Source organism: Lentzea sp. NPDC102401 (assembly GCF_044765805.1).
In the GTDB taxonomy this organism is placed as follows: Bacteria; Actinomycetota; Actinomycetes; order Mycobacteriales; family Pseudonocardiaceae; genus Lentzea; species Lentzea sokolovensis.
In genome coordinates this window covers 72,417-90,649 of record NZ_JBIWKS010000013.1, presented here as the reverse complement: position 1 = coordinate 90,649, position 18,233 = coordinate 72,417, and the positions used below count along the sequence as shown (strand labels likewise).

Annotated in this window: 23 protein-coding genes; 8 read left to right on the top strand and 15 right to left on the bottom strand. The window is 68.7% G+C overall.

Translation table 11 applies throughout. The annotated features are described in order from the left end of the window. Positions 1-3 precede the first annotated feature (3 nt). The 10 genes from ACIRG5_RS36390 to ACIRG5_RS36345 form a co-directional block, all read right to left on the bottom strand. Positions 4-867: an aldehyde dehydrogenase family protein gene (locus ACIRG5_RS36390; protein ID WP_402913555.1), complete on the bottom strand. Its 864-nt coding sequence runs from the start codon at positions 865-867 to the stop codon at positions 4-6. Beyond that, entirely contained in the window at positions 860-2,287 is a 1,428-nt protein-coding gene (locus tag ACIRG5_RS36385) for an aldehyde dehydrogenase family protein (protein WP_402913552.1), read from the bottom strand. The genes ACIRG5_RS36390 and ACIRG5_RS36385 overlap by 8 nt, the downstream gene beginning before the upstream one ends. A 4-nt stretch (positions 2,288-2,291) precedes the next feature. Then, complete coding sequence (gene deoC / locus ACIRG5_RS36380; RefSeq protein WP_402913549.1) at positions 2,292-3,248, bottom strand: deoxyribose-phosphate aldolase; 957 nt, start codon at positions 3,246-3,248, stop codon at positions 2,292-2,294. Positions 3,249-3,258: 10 nt separating this feature from the next. Further along, on the bottom strand, positions 3,259-5,421 hold the full coding sequence (locus tag ACIRG5_RS36375; protein WP_402913547.1) for a bifunctional polysaccharide deacetylase/glycosyltransferase family 2 protein: 2,163 nt from the start codon (positions 5,419-5,421) through the stop codon (positions 3,259-3,261). Continuing rightward, positions 5,418-5,756, bottom strand: coding sequence for a hypothetical protein (locus ACIRG5_RS36370; protein ID WP_402913545.1), 339 nt, complete (start codon positions 5,754-5,756; stop codon positions 5,418-5,420). The genes ACIRG5_RS36375 and ACIRG5_RS36370 overlap by 4 nt, the downstream gene beginning before the upstream one ends. A 281-nt stretch (positions 5,757-6,037) precedes the next feature. Further along, on the bottom strand, positions 6,038-6,682 hold the full coding sequence (locus tag ACIRG5_RS36365; protein WP_402913542.1) for a DUF1707 domain-containing protein: 645 nt from the start codon (positions 6,680-6,682) through the stop codon (positions 6,038-6,040). Positions 6,683-6,848: 166 nt separating this feature from the next. Beyond that, positions 6,849-7,223 carry a hypothetical protein gene (locus tag ACIRG5_RS36360; RefSeq protein ID WP_402913539.1) on the bottom strand — a complete coding sequence of 125 codons (375 nt, stop codon included), beginning with the start codon at positions 7,221-7,223 and terminating at the stop codon, positions 6,849-6,851. Positions 7,224-7,349: 126 nt separating this feature from the next. Next, on the bottom strand, positions 7,350-7,547 hold the full coding sequence (locus ACIRG5_RS36355) for a hypothetical protein (RefSeq protein WP_402913536.1): 198 nt from the start codon (positions 7,545-7,547) through the stop codon (positions 7,350-7,352). A gap of 125 nt (positions 7,548-7,672) precedes the next feature. Continuing rightward, positions 7,673-8,665 carry a Gfo/Idh/MocA family protein gene (locus ACIRG5_RS36350; RefSeq protein ID WP_402913533.1) on the bottom strand — a complete coding sequence of 331 codons (993 nt, stop codon included), beginning with the start codon at positions 8,663-8,665 and terminating at the stop codon, positions 7,673-7,675. 34 nt (positions 8,666-8,699) lie between these two features. Continuing rightward, on the bottom strand, positions 8,700-9,347 hold the full coding sequence (locus ACIRG5_RS36345) for a maleylpyruvate isomerase N-terminal domain-containing protein (RefSeq protein WP_402913530.1): 648 nt from the start codon (positions 9,345-9,347) through the stop codon (positions 8,700-8,702). Between ACIRG5_RS36345 and upp the strand changes: the two genes are divergently transcribed. After that, positions 9,346-9,969, top strand: a complete 624-nt coding sequence (gene upp / locus ACIRG5_RS36340) for a uracil phosphoribosyltransferase (RefSeq protein ID WP_093591645.1) — start codon at positions 9,346-9,348, stop codon at positions 9,967-9,969. The genes ACIRG5_RS36345 and upp overlap by 2 nt on opposite strands. A 96-nt stretch (positions 9,970-10,065) precedes the next feature. Next, positions 10,066-11,364, top strand: a complete 1,299-nt coding sequence (locus tag ACIRG5_RS36335; protein ID WP_402913527.1) for a glycoside hydrolase family 18 protein — start codon at positions 10,066-10,068, stop codon at positions 11,362-11,364. Positions 11,365-11,455: 91 nt separating this feature from the next. Here ACIRG5_RS36335 and ACIRG5_RS36330 read toward each other — a convergent pair whose 3' ends face one another. Next, on the bottom strand, positions 11,456-12,055 hold the full coding sequence (locus tag ACIRG5_RS36330) for a TetR/AcrR family transcriptional regulator (protein ID WP_319975092.1): 600 nt from the start codon (positions 12,053-12,055) through the stop codon (positions 11,456-11,458). A 55-nt stretch (positions 12,056-12,110) separates the two neighbouring features. Here ACIRG5_RS36330 and ACIRG5_RS36325 point away from each other — a divergent pair, with 55 nt between their 5' ends. The 4 genes from ACIRG5_RS36325 to ACIRG5_RS36310 are packed head-to-tail and all read left to right on the top strand — an operon-like array spanning position 12,111 to position 14,113. Then, positions 12,111-12,317, top strand: a complete 207-nt coding sequence (locus tag ACIRG5_RS36325) for a ribbon-helix-helix protein, CopG family (RefSeq protein WP_093591654.1) — start codon at positions 12,111-12,113, stop codon at positions 12,315-12,317. A gap of 32 nt (positions 12,318-12,349) precedes the next feature. Then, the gene (locus ACIRG5_RS36320) at positions 12,350-12,736 is read left to right on the top strand and encodes a Fic family protein (protein WP_330272502.1); all 387 of its coding nucleotides are present in this window, start codon (positions 12,350-12,352) and stop codon (positions 12,734-12,736) included. 34 nt (positions 12,737-12,770) lie between these two features. After that, positions 12,771-13,148 (top strand): MerR family transcriptional regulator, encoded by a 378-nt coding sequence (locus ACIRG5_RS36315; RefSeq protein WP_093591660.1) that lies wholly within the window; start codon positions 12,771-12,773, stop codon positions 13,146-13,148. Between the two features lie 47 nt (positions 13,149-13,195). After that, the gene (locus ACIRG5_RS36310; protein ID WP_402913970.1) at positions 13,196-14,113 is read left to right on the top strand and encodes an aldo/keto reductase; all 918 of its coding nucleotides are present in this window, start codon (positions 13,196-13,198) and stop codon (positions 14,111-14,113) included. Positions 14,114-14,183: 70 nt separating this feature from the next. Here the strand turns inward: ACIRG5_RS36310 and ACIRG5_RS36305 are convergent, their stop codons facing one another. Further along, on the bottom strand, positions 14,184-14,636 hold the full coding sequence (locus ACIRG5_RS36305) for a flavodoxin family protein (protein ID WP_402913523.1): 453 nt from the start codon (positions 14,634-14,636) through the stop codon (positions 14,184-14,186). Beyond that, positions 14,636-14,842 (bottom strand): hypothetical protein, encoded by a 207-nt coding sequence (locus tag ACIRG5_RS36300; RefSeq protein ID WP_402913520.1) that lies wholly within the window; start codon positions 14,840-14,842, stop codon positions 14,636-14,638. Before ACIRG5_RS36300 ends, ACIRG5_RS36305 begins: the two co-directional genes overlap by 1 nt. A gap of 20 nt (positions 14,843-14,862) precedes the next feature. On the opposite strand from ACIRG5_RS36300, the gene ACIRG5_RS36295 reads away from it, so the two are divergent. Next, the gene (locus tag ACIRG5_RS36295) at positions 14,863-15,489 is read left to right on the top strand and encodes a class I SAM-dependent methyltransferase (protein ID WP_402913518.1); all 627 of its coding nucleotides are present in this window, start codon (positions 14,863-14,865) and stop codon (positions 15,487-15,489) included. A 21-nt stretch (positions 15,490-15,510) separates the two neighbouring features. Continuing rightward, positions 15,511-15,849 carry a hypothetical protein gene (locus ACIRG5_RS36290; protein WP_402913515.1) on the top strand — a complete coding sequence of 113 codons (339 nt, stop codon included), beginning with the start codon at positions 15,511-15,513 and terminating at the stop codon, positions 15,847-15,849. Here the strand turns inward: ACIRG5_RS36290 and ACIRG5_RS36285 are convergent. Together ACIRG5_RS36285 and ACIRG5_RS36280 are read right to left on the bottom strand one after the other, a co-directional pair. After that, a complete protein-coding gene (locus ACIRG5_RS36285; protein WP_402913512.1) occupies positions 15,842-17,443 on the bottom strand; it encodes a phospho-sugar mutase in 1,602 nt (533 codons plus the stop codon). The two genes, ACIRG5_RS36290 and ACIRG5_RS36285, sit on opposite strands and share 8 nt — an antisense overlap. Then, positions 17,440-18,231 (bottom strand): purine-nucleoside phosphorylase, encoded by a 792-nt coding sequence (locus ACIRG5_RS36280; protein ID WP_402913509.1) that lies wholly within the window; start codon positions 18,229-18,231, stop codon positions 17,440-17,442. The genes ACIRG5_RS36285 and ACIRG5_RS36280 overlap by 4 nt, the downstream gene beginning before the upstream one ends. Positions 18,232-18,233: the final 2 nt, after the last annotated feature.

Genomic DNA, 18,233 nt, shown 5'->3' with positions numbered 1-18,233 from the left:
GATCTAGACACCCATCGGGTGCCAGACCGTCTTCGTCTCCAGGAACGCGCGCAGGCGGGACATGTCCGGCGTGACGGCGAAGTCCTCGCTGGACTTGTTGCGCAGCACGCGCTTCACGGTGCCGGCCGCCGACCGCTCCAGGTCCGCGCGGATCGACTCCGGCGCACCGGTGAGGTCCAGCGCGTTCACGTCGCCGTGCGAGGCCAGCCACGGGGCGATCTCCGCGGTGCGGCCGGTGATGATGTTGACGACGCCGCCGGGGACGTCGCTGGTGGCCAGCACCTCGGACAGCGTGATCGCGGGGAGCGGGCGGTCCTGCGAGGTGATGACCACGCAGGTGTTGCCGGACGCGATGACCGGTGCGATCACCGAGATCAGGCCCAGCAACGACGACTGCTGCGGGGCCAGGACGGCGACCACGCCCGTCGGTTCCGGGGTGGAGAACGAGAAGTACGGGCCCGCCACCGGGTTCGAGGAACCCAGGACGGCCGCGATCTTGTCGGTCCAGCCCGCGTACCAGACCCAGCGGTCGATGGCGGTGTCCACGAGGGACTGCGCCTTCTTCGCCGGGACGCCCTCGGAGGTGGCGACCTCAGCGATGAACTGCTCGCGGCGGCCTTCGAGGACCTCGGCCACGCGGTACAGGACCTGGCCCCGGTTGTAGGCCGTGGTGCCCGACCAGCCCGCGAAAGCCTTGCGGGCGGCGGAAACCGCGTCGCGGGCGTCCTTGCGGGAGCCCTGTGCGGCGTTCGCGAGGAACGTGCCCTTGGCGTCGGTCACCGGGTAGCTGCGGCCCGACTCGGAGCGCGGGAACTTGCCACCGATGTAGAGCTTGTAGGTCTTCGCGACCGTGAGTCGATCAGACATCGAGGTAGGCCTCCAGCCCGGTGCGGCCGCCCTCACGGCCGAAGCCCGACTCCTGGTAACCGCCGAACGGGGCGGTCGGGTCGAAGCGGTTGAACGTGTTGGACCAGACGACGCCGGCGCGCATGCGTTGTGCCATCCAGAGAATGCGCGAGCCCTTCTCCGTCCAGATACCGGCGGACAGGCCGTACGGCGTGTTGTTCGCCTTGGCCACGGCTTCTTCCGGCGTGCGGAACGTCAGCACCGACAGCACCGGGCCGAAGATCTCCTCACGGGCGATGCGCATCGCCTGCGACACACCGGAGAACACGGTCGGGGCGAAGAAGAAACCCTTGTCCGGCAACGGGCAGGAGGACGTCCAGCGGGTGGCGCCCTCGGCCTCGCCCGACTCGGTCAGCTCCTTGATCTTGGTGAGCTGCTCGCGGGAGTTGATCGCGCCGACGTCGGTGTTCTTGTCGAGCGGGTCGCCCACGCGCAGGGTGGAGACGCGCGCGTGCAGCTTCTCCAGGAGCTCGTCGGCGATGGACTCCTGCACGAGCAGGCGGGATCCGGCGCAGCAGACGTGGCCCTGGTTGAAGAAGATGCCGTTGACGATGCCCTCGACGGCCTGGTCGAGCGGGGCGTCGTCGAACACGATGTTCGCCGCCTTGCCGCCCAGTTCCAGCGTGAGCTTCTTCGACGTGCCCGCCAGCTGACCCTGGATGATCTTGCCGACGTCGGTCGAGCCGGTGAAGGCGACCTTGTTGACGTCCTCGTGCCCGACGAGCGCGGCGCCGACGTCACCGGCGCCCGGGATGATGTTCACGACGCCCGGCGGCAGGTCGCACTGCTGGATGATGTCCGCCAGCACCAGCGCCGTGAGCGGGGTGGTCTCGGCGGGCTTGAGCACGACGGTGTTGCCGCACGCCAGCGCCGGCGCGATCTTCCACGCGGCCATCAGCAGCGGGAAGTTCCACGGAATCACCTGACCGGCGACGCCCAGCGGCTTCGGGTCGGGGCCGTAACCCGCGTAACCGAGCTTGTCCGCCCAGCCTGCGTGGTAGAAGAAGTGCGAGGCCGCCGTCGGGACGTCGGTGTCGCGCGACTCCTTGATCGGCTTGCCGTTGTCGAGCGACTCCAGCACCGCGAGCTCACGGCCGCGTTCCTGGATCTGCCGCGCGATCCGGTAGATGTACTTGGCCCGCTCGGATCCCGGCATCTTCGACCACACGCGGTCGTAGGCCTTGCGCGCGGCCTTGACCGCGGTGTCCACATCGGACTGCGACGCCGTCGAGACCTCCGCGAGCACCTCCTCGGTGGCCGGGTTGATGGTCTTGAGCGGCTCGCCGGTGCCCTCGACGAACTTGCCGTCGACGAACATCTTGTAGCTCGGCTTGAGGTTCGCGATGTCCCGCGACTCGGGCGCGGGGGCGTATTCCCACATGTCTTCAGTCCACCGTCACGTAGTCCGGGCCGCTGTAGTGGCCGTCCAACTGGGTCCGACGCTGCATGAGCAGGTCGTTGAGCAACGTCGACGCGCCGAACCGGAAGAGGTGCGGGTCGAGCCACTCCGGACCGGCCACCTCGTGCACGGCCACCAGGTACTTGATCGCGTCCTTGGTCGTGCGGATGCCACCGGCGGGCTTCACCCCGCGCAGCTCACCCGTCTGGTCCTTCCAGTCCCGCACTGCCTGCAGCATCACGTGCGTCACCGGCAACGTCGCGGCGGGCTGCACCTTGCCGGTCGACGTCTTGATGAAGTCACCGCCGGCCAGCAGCGCGAGCCACGACGCGCGGCGCACGTTGTCGTACGTCACGAGCTCGCCGGTCTCCAGGATGACCTTGAGGTGCGCGTCCCCGCAGGCTTCCTTGATCTTGACGATCTCCTCGAACACCTGCCCGTACCGGCCGGAGAGGAACGCGCCGCGGTCGATCACCATGTCGACCTCGGCCGCGCCCTGCTCGACGGCGAACCGGGTGTCGGCCAGCTTGATGTCCATCGTGCTGCGGCCACTGGGGAACGCGGTCGCGACGCTGGCGACGTTGATGCCGGTGCCCACGAGGTCGTCGGCCGCCGTCTTCACCATGTCCGGGTAGACGCAGACCGCCGCGACCTTCGGCACGTCGGGCCGCTCGGGGTCGGGCCTGCGGGCTTTCGCGGCGAGGCCGCGCACCTTGCCGGGAGTGTCAGCGCCTTCCAGCGTGGTCAGGTCCACCATGCTGATCGCCAGGTCGATGGCGTGCAGTTTGGACGCCTTCTTGATGCTCCGCGTGCCGAGGCCCGCGGCTCGTTGCTCGACGCCGACCTGGTCGACGCCGGGGAGCCCGTGCAGGAAACGCCGCAGCGACGATTCGTCGCGCGTGGCGTCAGCCAGGGCCGACGGCAGTGTCGTTGGAGCAGCCATGTCCTGGAGTCTAAGCGGAATGGGACGCCCGTCCTAAGTGAGGCGATTTCTGCAGGTCAACACGGCTTAGTGGCACGGTTCGCTCGTCGATTTCCGGCGCGTCCTGGGCGGCGCTGCCGGTGCGCTTGAGCTTCTGCCACGGCAGCACCGCACCGGCCAGCGCGGTGATCACGGACTGGATCACGACGAGGTACATGAGCTGCCGGTAGACGATCGGCTGGAGCGCGACGGCCCACAGCGGCCGCAGCCGTTCGCCGTCGAGCCGGAACGCGATCACCGCCGGGATCAGTTGCAGCACCAGGAACCCGAGCCACGCGAGCGCGCCGGCCGCCGGATCGGTCCACAGGCTCAGCACCGCGAACACGTCGATCGCGGGCGCGAGCATCGGCAAAGCCACCTGGTAGAGGAAGAGGTACGGCAGCGCCCGGCGACCGAGCTTACCGCCCAGACCGCGTTCGAAGATCGCGCCGCGGTGCTTCCACATCGCCTGCAACGTGCCGTAGCACCAGCGATAACGCTGCCGCCAGAGCTGCCCGAGGCTGGCCGGAGCCTCCGTCCAGGCCCGCGCCGACTCCTCGTAGACCGCCGACCACCCGGCTCGTTCCAGGGCCATCGTCAGGTCGGTGTCCTCGGCCAGCGTGTCCTCCGGGACACCGCCGACCTCGCGCAACGCCTCCACCCGGAAACCGCCGACCGCGCCAGGCACCGTCGGCATGCACTGCATGACGTCGTACATCCGCCGGTCGAGGTTGAAGCCGATCACGTACTCGATGTGCTGCCAGCGTCCGAGCAGACCGGACCTGTTGCCCACCTTGGCGTTGCCCGACACCGCGCCCACCTCGTGGTCGGCGAAGGGCTGCACGAGGTTCCCGACGGTCTCCGGCTCCAGCACGGTGTCGCCGTCGACCATCACGACGAGTTCGGTGCGGGTGTGCCGCAGCCCGGTGTTGAGCGCCGCCGCCTTGCCCGCGTTCTTCTGGTGCACCAGCGAGACGTTGGGCAGACGCAGGCTCTTGACCACCTCGGACGTGCGGTCGGTCGAGCCGTCGTCGATCACGATCACGTGCACGGGCCAGGTGCTGGACAGGATCGTGCGGACGGTCGCCTCGACTCCTGCTTCCTCGTTGTACGCGGGGACCAGGACCGTCACCATCTGCGGCCGCAACCGCGGCGCGTGCTTGCCGGGCTTGCGCCGCGCGTGGATCGCGGTCGTCACCAGCAGCACCGCGGCGCGGGCGAGCGCCAGCACGCTGGAGATCACGACGAGCCACGTCAGCAGCTCCGTGACGAACCGCGAGAACCGCACCGCGAGAGACACGGCGGTGCCCTCGGCGCGTTCGGTCGCCGTCGCCGGACGGGAGGCCTGCGGCACGCCGAACGCGTCACGGGCGGCCTGGAACGCGAACCCGCGCTCCTTCAGGCTCGGGATCAGCTTCTCCAGCGCCGCAACGGTCTGCGACCGGTCGCCACCGCCGTCGTGCATCAGCACCACGGCGCCCTTGTCGTCCTTCGGCGTGGCGTTCGCGACGACGGCGTCCGTGCCGGGCCTGCGCCAGTCCTCGCTGTCGAGGTCGGAGAGCAGCACGAGGTTGCCGGCCGCGGTGATCCGCTCGATGCCGACCAGGTCCTCGTCGTCCACCGCGTCCGGCCGGTTCGAGTACGGCGGCCGCACGAGCCGGCTGGACTCGCCGGTGCCGCTCGCCACGACGAGCCCGGTCTGCCCCAGTTCGAGGCGGGCGCGGGTCTCACCGACCTTGCCCAGGTCGACGTGGGTGAAGGTGTGCAGTCCCACCTCGTGACCGTCGGCGTCGATGCGCTCCAGCACGTCCTGGTGCTGCGCCGCGTTCGCGCCGGTCACGAAGAAGGTGGCCTTGACCTCGTTGCGCCGCAGCACGTCGAGGATCTTCGGCGTCCACTCGGGATCGGGCCCGTCGTCGAACGTCAGCACCACCGTGCGGTCCGGCGTCGCGCGCGAGCTGAGTCCGGAGCCCGTGTCGCCGACCAGCGGACCGCCCTGGTGCAGGGTCTCCGGCACGGTGCCGGAAGGCCCCGCCGTCGGCTGGGCGCCCTGACCGACGCGGCCGACCACGAACGTGTCCAGCAACAACGCGCCGAGCAGCACCACCACGCTCAACGCCAGCAGCACCCAGTGGGCGCGCGGCTGAGGCCTCACGGCTTGCCCTGACCGGGCTCGCTCGGCCGGTTCGACGCGCCGGGCGGATCGGTCCGCTTGTTGCCGTTCTCGGCCGTGGTGGTCGTCGTGGTGGTGTTCGCCACGGGACGCGTCGTGGTGGTCGCCGGTGGCGTGGTGGTGGTTTCGTTGCGTGGCAACGATGTTGCTTCGGGTGACGACGTGGGGGTGTCCGTCGTGGTGGTGACGGCGGGTTCGGCGGCCTTGGGGATCGGCAGCAGCGTCGTCGGGTTCACCGGCCCACCGGCCAGCGCGACGACGAGTAGTACCAGGTAGGCCAGCACACCGGCGGCGACTGCGCCCATGGCGATGCGCATCACCTTGCGGCGGCGGCCACTCGGATCAACGAACACGGGTCTGTCAGAGGGAGTCGTCATGACCTTCGCGGGGGAGAGGCGAGCGGACGCCGGAGGTTAACCGGCTGCGCCGCTCAGCGGAAGGCCCCCTCAACGCAGCAGTTCGGGCCCGTCGATGATGACGATCTTCTCGGCCCTGCCACGCACCTCGTAGAGCTCCGCGACCCGGAGAACACGCAGGCGCTCGGCGCTCGCTCGGGCAACGCTCTGCCTGTGCTCGACCGGTTCCCCTCGGCACAGGCCTAGTCGAGCAGTTCCCTCAGAATGCTCGACTTCTTCCGCTTCGGGCCCTTCACCTCGACACCACCCATGATCGCCAGGCCGGTGATCCGCACGGTCGGAGCGCCCGGGATGTAGCGCCGTCCGGGGGCGTGGTCCTCGAACGCGCCCATGAACCCGAACCCGTCCACCTTGATGTTGATGTCGTCGGGCACGCGGATCTCGACGCCGCCCCAGAACGCGAAGCAGCTGATCGTGACCTCGGCCTCTTCGAAGCTCGCGTGGGTCAGGTCGATCTCGATGCCGCCCATGACCGCGACGGCGTTGTGCAGCCGCGGGACGACCCACTGGCCCTTGCGGTTGACGCCCGACCAGAAGGCCACGGACACCGCACTGCCGGGCGGGCCACCGATGCGGTCGCCCACCGCCGGCTGGTACTGCGGCACGGCAGGGGTCTGCGGCAGGCCGCTCAGGACCAGGTCGGCCGTGATGGGCACGAGTTCGCCGTACGTCTTCGCGGCGTAGACGGCCACCAGGCGCTCGTCCAACTCGTGGATGTCGAGGCGGCCCTCGGCGGTGGCCTTGTGCAGCACCTGCGCGATCCGTTCCCGGTCCGCGTCGGAGGCCCGCATGTGACTCTGGTCGGCGGGTACCAGCTCGTCGCTCACCCGATCGAGTCTAGTGCGGCGCCTGCAGTCTTCGCCGCGTCTTTCACCACTCGGCAGGGCACCGCGATGCACCCGTCCGAGGGCGAAAGACGCGGCGAAGTTCAGTGATCACCGCACTGGCCACCGTCACGGCTGTGAAGCCACACCCGGCGACCAGCAGAACCGATCAATATCCCTGAACCCAGGGCGTGCAGGCGACGAACCGGTCGCCGAACTGGTTGTAGAACCACGAGCACCCGCGCCAGCGCAGCGGCGAGCCCGAGTAGCGGTACTCGGCGTAACCGCGACCGGCGGCAAGGTGGTTGGTCCTGTCGCTGTCGATCCACACGTCGACGTTGCGGCTGTTGTTCAGCCCGGCCTTGATGATCCCGGGGTAGGCGGTGACGCTGACGAAATCGCCGTTGTAGTCGTAGCGGCAGTTCCGGTACCCGCTGCCCTGGCTGCAACCGGTGGCCGACGCGGCCGGTGCGGCGACAACGGCGGCCCCCAGCAACAACCCGGCGGCGGTCAGTGCGGTGGCGAGACGGTTGAACATCTTCATGCCGAAAACGCTATCCAGTCGATGTTGGAACAATCTTGCACAGCAGGTCAGGAGGCCTGAACGTCGTCAAGGTCGAGCACTGGGCCCAGACGGGCGGCAACACCTGGCGAAGCACGTCTGGAACGCTCACTTGCGGTTCGGTGCGTACTTGACGGTGATCGCGAAAGCGATCACGAGGAGCGAGGCGAGCGCCGCCGCGAGGGCCGGGCTGTAGCCCCACGTCAGCGGCAACACGCCGATCAACACGGCGAGTGACGCCGAAACACCCAGGATGACCAGCGGGGATTCACACAATTGCTGGACAGGCTTCTGTTCGATCGTCACCGTTCGCACCTCCACGTCTCAACTGGCTACGAGACTCTTCGGAGCTGTTTTGCCGGTTCTTTACTCCCGGAACGGGTTGTGCGGCCCCCTGATCAGGTGGTCATCGGAATCGGTTCGTGACTTCGTCACGGAGTCGGCTGGCGCAGCGGCAGTCCGGCCGCCCGGTAGATCGAGTCGATCACCGTCATGTTCTTCACGGCGTCGTCCGCGGTCGTCGGGAACGGCTTGCCGTGCAGCACGGCGTCGGTGAACGCGTCGAGCTGGTAGGCGTACGTCGCGCGCTTGCCGAAGGTCTCCGACGACTTCTTGTCCTTGAGCTTCAACGACAAGCGGTGCAACGCCTGGGGGCCCAGCGGGTTGAAGACGCTCAGCGTGCCGTTCTCGCCGATCGCCTTCATCGACAACTTGAACACCGTCGACGACCACAGCGACGCGTGCACTGTTCCCGTGTGGCCAGAGGGAAAACGCAGTGAGGCACGCATCGCCCGGTCGATGGAGGGCCCGCGCAGCAACGCTTTCGCCGACTTCACCTCGGGTTCCTCGCCGCCCAGCAACCGTGCCATGTGGACGGCGTAGCAGCCGGCGTCCATCATCGCGCCGCCCGCGAGCGAGTAGTCGTAGCGGATGTTGGAGAACACCGGCAGCGGGAAGCAGACGGACGCCTCGACGTGCCGCAACGGGCCGAGCACGCCGGAGGAGATGATCTCGGCGCCGCGCATCGCCAGCGGGTGGTAGCGGTAGTGGAACGCCTCCATCACCACCAGGCCGGACGCGTCGGCGGCCTTGGCGACGGAAGCGGCTTCGGCGGCGTTCGCGGTGAACGGCTTCTCGCACAGCACGTGCTTTCCGGCTTCCAGCGCGGCCAGCGTCCACTTGCCGTGCAGGCCGTTGGGCAGCGGGTTGTAGACGGCGTCGACCGCCGAGTCCGCCAGCAGGTCCTCGTACGAACCGTGCACGCGCGCAATGCCGTGCTTGTCGGCAAAGGCCTTGGCCTTGTCGGCCGATCGCGCGGCCACGGCCACGACTTCGGCGACCGTCGAAGAGCGGGCCGGACGGATGACAGCGGATGGCGCGATCATGGCCGCGCCGAGCACTCCGATGCGCACGTGGTCTGTCACGCGGCCGACCCTACACCTCTTCAGTTAACGGTGTTTACTCCACCAGGTCGGTCTCTCGCGCGGGAAAGAACGGGATCTTCTCGATCGGCGACCGGTCCGACCAGTTCCACGCCTCCATCTGGGCGCGCGAGCGCCTGCCGAAGAACGCGCGCCACAGCTCGTAGCCGTCGACCTCCAGCGTGATCGGGCCGTCGCCGACGTCGCCGAACTCGGTCTTCACCGTCACGTCCGTCAGCCTGCGCGGCGCCATCCACACCAGAGTCGGCTGCCACACGGCGTCCGGCAGGCGTTCCCGGCCGAGTGCCGCGCGCAGGTCGGCCTCGTGCGTGATCGCGTCCAGCGCCAGTTGGAACGGGATGCGCGGCATCTCGCCGATCTTGTCGCCGAAGACGTTCCACTGCTCCAGCAGGTCCTCCACCGCAACGTCCGCGCGCTCGGCGACGTGCCGCGCCGTCCACTCCTCCGACGGCGCGCCCGCCATGCGTCCGCTGACCAGATCGGACGACTCGCCGGACAGGTGCGCGATCACCTGGTGCACGGTCCACTCAGGACAGGCGGGCACCGTTCGTGCGAGCTCGTCGGCGGTCAGGCCCATCGTCAGGCCGACGATGCGCTGACGTGCCTCGCGGTAGATCTCTTCGAACACCCTCAGTTCCTCCCAGCGGGTTACGGTGTCGAGCATGGACGTCCTGGTCGTCGATCATCCACTCGCCAAGGCGAGACTCACAACGATGCGTGATGCGCGCACGGACAACGCCGCGTTCCGCGCCGCGTTGCAGGAACTCACCGTGATGCTGGTCTACGAAGCGATGCGCGAGGCGCCGCTGAAGGAGGACCGCACGCACACACCGGTAGCCCGTACCACCGGCTACAAGCTCGCAAACCCGCCGCTGCTGGTGCCGGTGCTGCGGGCCGGGCTCGGCATGGCCGACCAGGCGCACAAGCTGATCCCGGACGCCCAGATGGGGTTCGTCGGCCTTGCCCGCGACGAGGAGACGTTGCAGCCGACGCCGTACATGGAGTCGCTGCCGGAGGACCTCGCCGGACGCCCCGTGTTCGTGCTCGACCCGATGCTCGCGACCGGCGGTTCGATGGCGTACACGATCCGCCTGCTGACCCAGCGCGGCGCGACCGACGTGACCGCCGTGTGCGTGCTCGCGGCGCCCGAGGGAATCAATCACCTGGAGGACTCGAAGCTGCCGTGCCGTCTTATCACGGCGTCGGTCGACGAGAGGCTGAACGACTCCGGGTTCATCGTGCCCGGCCTGGGCGACGCCGGTGACCGGCTGTACGGGGCGGTTTAGGACATACCTCCGATCGGACGTAGCAGTGGTCTAGACCTCCGGGCTAACGTGCTCTGGACCACACATCGCCGCTGCCGCGAACGAACTAGGAGACTCATGTCCAGACGGAGATGGGGTGTCGCCGCTCTCGCGGCCGGCGCCCTGTCCGCGTCGCTGGCCGTTGCGCCCGCGAACGCCGACGTCGAGACCAATGGGCACCACGGTTACTCGAAGACCCGCACCGTGGGGTACTTCATCCAGTGGGGCGTGTACGACCGGAACTTCCGCGTCAAGAACCTCGTGGACAGCGGCGCCGCCGCGCGGCTCACGCACCTGAACTACGCCTTCGGTTTCCTCGACGAGTCGGGCAAGTGCGTCAGCGCCGACCCGTGGGCCGACTGGCAGATGCCCCACACCGCGGAGCAGTCCGTCAGCGGCAAGGCGGATGAGGCCGGTCAGGCGCTGATGGGCAACCTGAACCAGCTCAAGCAGCTCAAGGCCAAGTACCCCAAGCTGAGGATCAACATCTCGCTGGGCGGCTGGACCGGCTCGCGCTACTTCTCCAACGCCGCGCTGACGCCCGAGTCGCGTGCCGCGCACGTCAAGTCGTGCACCGACATGTGGATCAAGGGTGACCTGCCCGGTCTGCCCGCCGGCGCCGCGAAGGGCGTCTTCGACGGCGTCGACCTCGACTGGGAGTGGCCGTCGAGCGCGGGCAACCCGACCCCGCCGAACGTCATTCGGCCCGAGGACAAGCAGAACTTCACCAAGCTGCTCGCCGAGTACCGCAGGCAGATGGGCTGGAACCGCGACCTGACGGCGTTCCTGCCTGCCGACCCGAAGCAGGTCGACGCGGGCTTCGAGGTCTCGAAGGTGTTCTGCTACCTCACTTTCGGCACGCTGCAGGGCTACGACTACCACGGTGCCTGGGACGCCCCGGCGAACCAGCAGTCCGCGCTGAAGGTGCCCAAGGGTGACCCGTCGGAGTTCGAGTTCAGCTCCGAGGTGACGGTCGACGCCTGGCTCCGTCGCGGCGCTCCGCGGTCGAAGGCCGTGCTCGGCGTTCCGTTCTACGGCCGCGGCTGGGACGGCGTCGCCCCCGGCAAGCGCAACGGCCTGTTCGGCACCGGTGTGCCGGCGCCCGCCAAGTACGAGGCCGGTTACGAGGACTTCCACCGCATCAAGGCGAAGCTCTCCGAGCCCGGCAACGCGTACAAGATCTACCGCGACGAGCGGGCCGGCTTCGCGTGGATCTACGACGGCAAGACGTGGTGGACCTACGACGACGCGACCGAGATGAAGCGCAAGGCCCGTTACATCAACGACCGCAAGCTCGGCGGCGCGATGATCTGGTCGCTCGACGGCGACACCGCCGACGGCGAACTGATCAAGGCGCTCGACGGAGCTCTCAAGTGAGGCCGCACCACCGAGACGGACTGTCCTAACCGGACAGTTCAGCGGGTCCGGGGAGGTTTCGCGGCGGCCGCCTCCCCGGATTCCGTGGTGTTCACAGGGTTTTCCCGGTCTCCGCCCGCCAGCCCCTGCCGTGCGCGCGCAACGCCAGTTCGTACGTGGCGGCCGCGTCGATGCCGGACGGCAGGTTCCCGTTGAGCTCCAGGCTCACCAGTCCGTGCGCGACGCCCCACATCGACATCGCGATCTGCTCCGGGTCCTCCGCGAGGTAGACGCCCTGCTCCACCGCGCGCCGCACCGCGTTGATCACCGGCGCGAACGTCCTGCCCGCCGCGCGGCTCATCTCCTTCGTCGGTTCGACGACCTTCGAGTAGAGCACCGAGTAGAACTGCGGGTCCTCCAGAGCGCTGCGCCGGTACGCGAGCCCGATCTGCAGCAGGTCCTCCGCGGGATCGCCGGTGACGGGCACCGCCGCGAGGTTCTTGCCGAACCTGGTGAACGCCTCGTCGTAGAGCGCCTCGAGCAGCGCTGGTTTTCCGCCGAAGAGGGAATAGACCGCGGTCGTCGAGGTGTTGACGTCGGTGGCGATCTTGCGCAGGCTCACCGCGGCGGGGCCCTCGGTGCTGAGCAACTCGCCCGCTCGTTCGAGCAGGCGCCGTCGCAGAGCGTCGTCGTGGGTCTTGGGCCTGGGCATCACGCAATCCTATCGGCCGCTGGCCTGTGTGGTATCAGGTTGATACCGTCACTCCATGGCGATGACCTTGCGGTTGACCGAGGAGGAGAACCTGCGGCTCGCTGAACTGGCGCAGTCCGAGGGGCGCTCCAAGCAGGAGGTCGTGCGGCTGGCGATCGCGGATCGCTACCAGCGCATGCAGCAGGAGGAGAAGCTCGGCGAGGTGCTCGGGCGAGTCCTGCCGAAGTACCGAAGTCTTTTGGATAGGCTCGGTTCTTCCTGAATCTGTCAGACCTCTGTGATCAACTGGGTGCCGTGATCTCCTACCTCGACGCCGGGGACCTCTTAGTGCTGGCCACGGCCGTGACCGGTGGCGATCTCCTCGTCAGGGACATCGGCCTGCTGGACACGGCGGCTTACCGTCCCCGCGCCACCGTGCTCGGCGTGGAGGCCTACGACACGCTGTGGCTGAAGTCCTCCGCTCTGCTCGATTCGATCGTCCGAACCCGCCCTCTGGTCGAGGGCAACTGGCGGCTCGCCTGGGTCGCCGCCGTCACGATGTGCGACATCAACGGCTACTGGATCGACGCCGACGAGGACGACGCGCTCGGCCTCGTCCGCTCCCTGGGCCGCGACAAGATCGACGTCCCGGAGATGGCCGGTCATCTCGAAGCGTGGGGACTCCCGAAGGATTCCGCTTGACCTAGAGTGCACTCCAGGTCTTAGCGTCGAACCCGTGAGTTACTCGATAGCCCAAGCCGCGCAGCGCAGTGGGTTGTCCATCGACACCTTGCGCTACTACGAACGAATCGGGCTCGTCGACCCGCCGGCGCGTGACTCGGGCGGCCGTCGCAGCTACTCGGAGGAGGACCTCGGCTGGCTGGCCTTCGTGACGCGCCTGCGCACGACCGGCATGCCGATCCGCATGATGCGCGAGTTCGCGCAGCTCAGGCACCACGGCGACCTGACGGCAGGCCGCCGCAAGCAAATCCTCGTCGAGCACCGAGGGGACGTCCGCGCCCGCATCGCGGAGCTGCAGACGTGCCTGGAGGTGCTCGACTACAAGATCGACCACTACGCGGTGGTCGAGCAGGACTTGGAGGCGACGGCGTGAGCCGTTTGTTGGGATCGCTGGAGGTCGGGCCGCAGGGGCTCGGCTGCATGGGAATGTCGGAGTTCTACGGCGCCGGTGACGAGTCGGAGTCGATCGCGGTGATCCACCGGGCCCTGGAGCTCGGCGTGACGCTGATCGACACGGCCGACATGTACGGGCCGCACGTGAACGAGGAGCTGGTGGGCCGCGCGCTCGCAGGCCGTTCGAACTACGTGCTGGCCACGAAGTTCGGCATCGTCCGCGAAGAGGGCGGTGGCCGTGCCGTGCGTGGCGACCGAGCGTATGTGCGGTCGTCGGTCGAGGGTTCGTTGAAGCGCCTCGGCGTGGACGCGATCGACCTGTACTACCTGCACCGGGTGCCGACGGACACCCCGATCGAGGAGACCGTCGGCGCGATGGCCGAGCTGGTCACCGAGGGCAAGGTGCGGTTCCTCGGCCTGTCCGAGGCGGGCGCAGACACGCTGCGCCGTGCCCATGCCGTGCACCCGATCACCGCTCTGCAGAGCGAGTGGTCGCTGTGGTCGCGCGACATCGAGGCCGAGATCGTGCCCACGGCCCGTGAGCTGGGCGTCGGCATCGTGCCGTACTCGCCTCTCGGCCGTGGCGTGCTGACCGGCCGTTTCACCTCGGCCGCGGACTTCGGCGCCGGTGACTTCCGCGGCGTGGCGCAGCCTCGGTTCACGGGCTCGAACCTCGACGTGAACCTCAAGATGGTGGAGGCGCTGCGCGCTCTGGCGGCGGACCGCGGCGTCACCGCCGGTCAGCTGGCGCTGGCGTGGGTGCAGCACCGCGGGCAGGACGTCGTGCCGATCCCGGGGACGAAGCGGATCAAGTACCTGGAGGAGAACGTGGCGGCGGCGTCGCTGGAGCTGTCCGCCGACGATCTCGCCGCGATCGAGGCCGCCGTACCCGCTTCGGCCGTGGCCGGAGACCGGTATCCGGACATGAGCTCGATCGGCCGATAGAACATACGTTCGAACATATCCCCAGGGTTGTCCACAGGTTGGGGACAAGAGGCTGTGGACAACCCTGGGTTCATGTGGACAACTGGGCCGCGACGGTGGCGCCGAGCTCCCAGCACGCCTCCAGGTCGGCCTTCGCGGGTTCGCCCGTGACGACCACGTGCTGCGCCGCCTTCTCCCAGCCCAACCCGGTCGTGGCCGTCTCCACACTGCGCACCGCACCGGTCGTGTCGTTGTTGCCGTGCACGTAGAGCCCGAACGGCCTGCCCCGCGTGGAGTCGAGACACGGGTAGTAGACGGTGTCGAAGAAGTGCTTCAACGCACCGCTCATGTAGCCGAGGTTCGCGGGCGTGCCCAGCAGGTAGCCGTCGGCTTCCAGTACATCCACAGCGGTTGTGGACAACGCGGCTCGTCTGACCACTTCCACGCCCTCGATCTCGGGTGTGGACGCGCCGGCGAGCACGGCCTCGAACATCGCCTGGACGGCGGGCGACGGCGTGTGGTGGACGAGCAGCAGCCGTGCCATCAGTAGTCCGTCTCGTAGTCGTCGCTGTTCAGCGGCGTGCGAGCCATGCGGTGGAGGCCGAACGCCTTCTGCGAGCCGTCGCGCAGGCGGACTTGAAATGCCTTCATGTCGTCGCTGAACCTGCCACGGAACAGGTCGAGTCCGCGATGGCTGTCCGGGTGTGCGTCGAGCACCGCCTGCGCGAGATCACGCCGCGTGTAGTCCATGAGCGGCAAGATAGATGACCATGACCCGCGCCTCCTACGACATCGTTGCCGCGAGCTACGCCCAGCTCATCCCGGACGCGCACGACGGCCGCCCGCTCGACGCCGCGATCATGCGCGCCTTCGCCGAACTCACCGGCAACCCGGTCGCGGACCTCGGCTGCGGAACTGGCCGCATCACGCAGCACCTGCACGAACTCGGCCTCGACGCGTTCGGCGTCGACCTGTCCGACGGCATGCTCGACCAGGCACGAAAGCTGTACCCGCACCTCACTTTCACCCAGGGCGACATCACGAAGCTGGACCTGGAGGACGACAGCCTCGGTGGCGCCGTCGTCTGGTACTCCACGGTCCACATGCCGGCGGAAGAGGTTCCGTGGCAGGAGTTCCACCGCGTCGTCAAGCCTGGCGGGTACCTGCTGCACGGGTTCAAACTGGGTAATCGGAAGGGACACCTCACGCACGCGTACGGCCACGACGTGGACCTCTACGTCCACTGGCACGACATCGACGAGACCGTGAGCAACGCGACCGAAGCCGGGTTCAACGAAGTGGCACGCCTGCAACGTCAGAAGGGTGTGGACGAAGGCGGGCCGCAGGCGTTCTTGTTGTTCCAGAAACGGAACCCCGCGGCCGGAAGCACGTCTTAACGGGTGTACACAGGAGGGACCATGAAGACCACCGCCCTTATGCACACCAGCCCCCGTCAGCGCCGCATCACCTGGGGTTTCGGCCTTGCGATCAGCATCGGGATGATCGGCATCGGGCCCCTTTTCGCGTCGCTGTGGCCGGGGTTCGACCACAGCCCGTGGGACGTCAACACGATGTTGCTCGGACTCGGTGTGGGGCTCTGCGCGATCGCGTACATCTTCGGGCGGATCGCCGTCGCGGCGGTCACCGAGGGACGCCGCAACGCCGTGTCCCCGCCGACCAGAAGGGCCTACTTCGTGGCCGGCGGGGGTTTCGCACTCGCCGTGCTCGCACTGACGATCGCGCTGATGTCTAACTGACGAGCGCCGTCACCCGTTCCCGCAGTTCAGCCAACCGGGCCCTACCTGACGCACGGGCGGACTCCAATCCGTCCGTGACCGGTTCCACGACCTCCAGGTAGGCCTTGAGCTTCGGCTCGGTGCCGGACGGGCGCACGATCACGCGCACACCTTCCGCTGTCCACCGCAGCACGTCCGCGCCGGGCAGCAGGTCCTCGGACGCGAAGTCCGCGGGCGGGTTCGCGCGCAGCCGGGCCATCGTGGCGCCGATCAGGCTCAAGTCGGTGTACCGCAAGGAGACCTGGTCGGTCAGGTGCAGGCCGTGGTCCGTCGCGAGCTGGTCCAGCGCGTCCAGCAACGTGCGGCCGGAGGCCTTCAGACCGGCGGCCAGGTCAGCGGCGACGACGGCGGCCGAGATGCCGTCCTTGTCCGCGACGTGCACGGGATCGACGCAGTTGCCGAGCGCTTCCTCGTAGGCGAACACGAGGCCTTCGCCCGCGCGCGCCAGCCACTTGAAGCCCGTCAACGTCTCCACGTACCGGGCGCCGTGCGCGGCCGCGATCGACTTCAACAGCGAAGACGACACGATCGTCGTCGCCACCAACGGATCCGTGGACTCGGTGGTCGACAACACGAGCGAGCCGAGCAGCACGCCCGTCTCGTCGCCGCGCAGCATCCGCCACGTCTCGCCGTCCCTGACGCCGAGCGCGCACCGGTCCGCGTCCGGGTCCAGCGCGATGGCCAGGTCGGCATCCACTGACGCCGCAAGGGAAAGCAGCTCGTCGGACGCGCCGGGCTCCTCCGGGTTCGGGAACACCACGGTCGGGAAGTCCGGGTCCGGCACCGCCTGCGACCGCACCACGTGCACGTCGGTGAAACCAGCGCGCCGCAACGCTTCCACGGCGAACGCGCCACCCACGCCGTGCATCGGCGTGAGCGCGATCTTCAGCGAACGGGAGTTGCCGCGAGGCAGTGACGCCACCTGTTCCAGGTACGCGTCCACGTCGGCATCGGAAACCGTGGTGTAGGTGACGTTCCGAGGCACGGACACCGCGGCCGGAACGGCTTCGATCGCCTTCTCGATCTCACCGTCCGCGGGCGGCACGATCTGCGAACCACCGGTCAGGTACAGCTTGTATCCGTTGTCCGCGGGCGGGTTGTGCGACGCGGTGATCTGAATCCCCGCCACCGCACCATGTGCGCGCACCAGGTACGCCAGCACAGGCGTCGGCAACGGCCCCGGCAGCACGCGCACGTCGAAGCCCGCGGCCGCCATCACCTCGGCGGCGGCCACGGCGAAGTCCTCCGAGCCGTGCCGGGCGTCCCTGCCCACGAACACCAGGCCGGACGTGCCGAGCCACGACGCCAGCCCGGCGGTCGTGCGGACCACCGTGGCGACGTTCATGCCGTTCGTGCCCGCCCGCACCGGCCCGCGCAGCCCGGCGGTGCCGAACGTCAGCGGACCGGCCATGCGGTCCTGGAGGTCCTCCAACGCAGCGGCGTCGCCGCCCATCGCCCGTGCCAACACGCCCTGCAGCTCGGTTCGAGTCGCGTCCGACGGGTCGTCCGCGATCCACCGGAACGTCGCGTCACGCAGTGCCGGCGCCAGGCTCATGCGCGGTCCACCAGCTCACGCAGCAGCGTGCCCATGCGCTGGGCGGCGGCGGCACCGGCCTCCAGCACCTCCTGGTGGTTCAGCGGCTCGCCGGTGATGCCCGCCGCGAGGTTCGTGACCAGCGACAGACCGAACACCTCGACGCCCTCGGCACGCGCGGCGATCGCCTCGTGCACGGTCGACATGCCGACCAGGTCCGCGCCCATCGTGCGGAGCATCCGGATCTCGGCGGGCGTCTCGAAGTGCGGGCCCGGGAGCCCGGCGTACACGCCCTCCTCCAGCGACGGGTCGATCTCCTGCGCGACCTTGCGCAGCCGCGGCGAGTACAGGTCCGTGAGGTCCACGAACCGTGCGCCGACCAGCGGCGACACCGCGGTCAGGTTCAGGTGGTCGGAGATCAGCACGGGCTGCCCGACGGACATGCCCTGCCGCAGGCCACCGGCAGCGTTGGTCAGCACGACCGTGGACACACCCGCGGCCGCGATGGTGCGCACGCCGTGCACGACCTTCTGGACGCCCTTGCCCTCGTAGCCGTGGGTGCGGCCGAGAACGATGAGGACCTTCTTGTCACCGACCTCGACGGAACGGATGGTGCCGCCGTGGCCGAGCGCGGTCGGCGCCTCGAAGCCCGTCAGCTCGCCCACCGGGATCTCCGTGACCGGTTCGCCGATCACGTCGGCGGCGGGCCGCCAGCCCGATCCGAGCACGATGGCGATGTCGTGCTTCGCGTTGCCGGTGCGGCTCTGGATCTCTTCCGCGGCCTTGCCGGCCAGCTCTTCTGGAGTCACCG

Bases quoted from the DNA above. Each gene is read 5' to 3' on its own strand.
- ACIRG5_RS36290 (WP_402913515.1), top strand. From the start codon at position 15,511: ATGAAGACCACCGCCCTTATGCACACCAGCCCCCGTCAGCGCCGCATC.
- ACIRG5_RS36300 (WP_402913520.1), bottom strand. From the start codon at position 14,842: ATGGACTACACGCGGCGTGATCTCGCGCAGGCGGTGCTCGACGCACAC.
- ACIRG5_RS36360 (WP_402913539.1), bottom strand. From the start codon at position 7,223: ATGAAGATGTTCAACCGTCTCGCCACCGCACTGACCGCCGCCGGGTTG.
- ACIRG5_RS36370 (WP_402913545.1), bottom strand. From the start codon at position 5,756: ATGCGCATCGCCATGGGCGCAGTCGCCGCCGGTGTGCTGGCCTACCTG.
- deoC (WP_402913549.1), bottom strand. From the start codon at position 3,248: ATGGCTGCTCCAACGACACTGCCGTCGGCCCTGGCTGACGCCACGCGC.
- ACIRG5_RS36345 (WP_402913530.1), bottom strand. From the start codon at position 9,347: ATGCTCGACACCGTAACCCGCTGGGAGGAACTGAGGGTGTTCGAAGAG.
- upp (WP_093591645.1), top strand. From the start codon at position 9,346: ATGGACGTCCTGGTCGTCGATCATCCACTCGCCAAGGCGAGACTCACA.
- ACIRG5_RS36285 (WP_402913512.1), bottom strand. From the start codon at position 17,443: ATGAGCCTGGCGCCGGCACTGCGTGACGCGACGTTCCGGTGGATCGCG.
- ACIRG5_RS36305 (WP_402913523.1), bottom strand. From the start codon at position 14,636: ATGGCACGGCTGCTGCTCGTCCACCACACGCCGTCGCCCGCCGTCCAG.
- ACIRG5_RS36295 (WP_402913518.1), top strand. From the start codon at position 14,863: ATGACCCGCGCCTCCTACGACATCGTTGCCGCGAGCTACGCCCAGCTC.
- ACIRG5_RS36385 (WP_402913552.1), bottom strand. From the start codon at position 2,287: ATGTGGGAATACGCCCCCGCGCCCGAGTCGCGGGACATCGCGAACCTC.
- ACIRG5_RS36310 (WP_402913970.1), top strand. From the start codon at position 13,196: ATGGGAATGTCGGAGTTCTACGGCGCCGGTGACGAGTCGGAGTCGATC.
- ACIRG5_RS36390 (WP_402913555.1), bottom strand. From the start codon at position 867: ATGTCTGATCGACTCACGGTCGCGAAGACCTACAAGCTCTACATCGGT.
- ACIRG5_RS36330 (WP_319975092.1), bottom strand. From the start codon at position 12,055: ATGCCCAGGCCCAAGACCCACGACGACGCTCTGCGACGGCGCCTGCTC.
- ACIRG5_RS36325 (WP_093591654.1), top strand. From the start codon at position 12,111: ATGGCGATGACCTTGCGGTTGACCGAGGAGGAGAACCTGCGGCTCGCT.
- ACIRG5_RS36335 (WP_402913527.1), top strand. From the start codon at position 10,066: ATGTCCAGACGGAGATGGGGTGTCGCCGCTCTCGCGGCCGGCGCCCTG.